This window comes from Pseudovibrio sp. Ad26, assembly GCF_001623285.1.
In the GTDB taxonomy this organism is placed as follows: domain Bacteria; phylum Pseudomonadota; class Alphaproteobacteria; order Rhizobiales; family Stappiaceae; genus Pseudovibrio; species Pseudovibrio ascidiaceicola.
On record NZ_LMCE01000107.1, the window covers coordinates 1 to 519 of the forward strand.

Sequence of the window (519 nt, forward strand, 5' to 3'; positions counted from 1 at the left end):
TTCCGGTATTTGCAAATCGAATGGTTGTTGCTTCCACCATGCGAGGATATCTTCCTTCTCAAAGTCTGACAGTTCAGCAAGATATCTGATTCCAGGCTTTGGCTTTAGCCGCTTCGGTTCATCAGCTCTGATGCCAATCCACGTGGTGTAATTCCCTCGCCCGAAATGGTCATCACAGTATTTGGTGAAGGGAACGAGTTTTAATCTGTCAGTGCAGAACGCGCCGCCGACGTATGGAGTGCCATATTTCTTTACCATATCGATAAATGGCTTCAGAACAGGCATTCGCGTCTGAATATCCTTTGGTTCCCATACCGTATAACCATTTGGCTGTCCAAGCTCCGGGTTGATATCAACCTGCAATACGGTGAGCGGTATATCCCAGAACTTCACAACTTCCCTGACAAACCGATATGTCATTGGATGTTCACAACCTGTATCCATGAAAACGTAATGCACGTCTTTACCTGCCCGTCGCTTTTGCTCCATTAGCCAGAGCAAATATGCTGACGTCCTGCC

The 519-nt window shown here is 47.0% G+C and carries 1 protein-coding gene; it reads right to left on the reverse strand.

Annotated elements, in window-relative coordinates:
• On the reverse strand, positions 1 to 519 hold a 519-nt coding region (locus PsAD26_RS22960), incomplete at both ends, for a phosphoadenosine phosphosulfate reductase family protein (protein ID WP_153041554.1).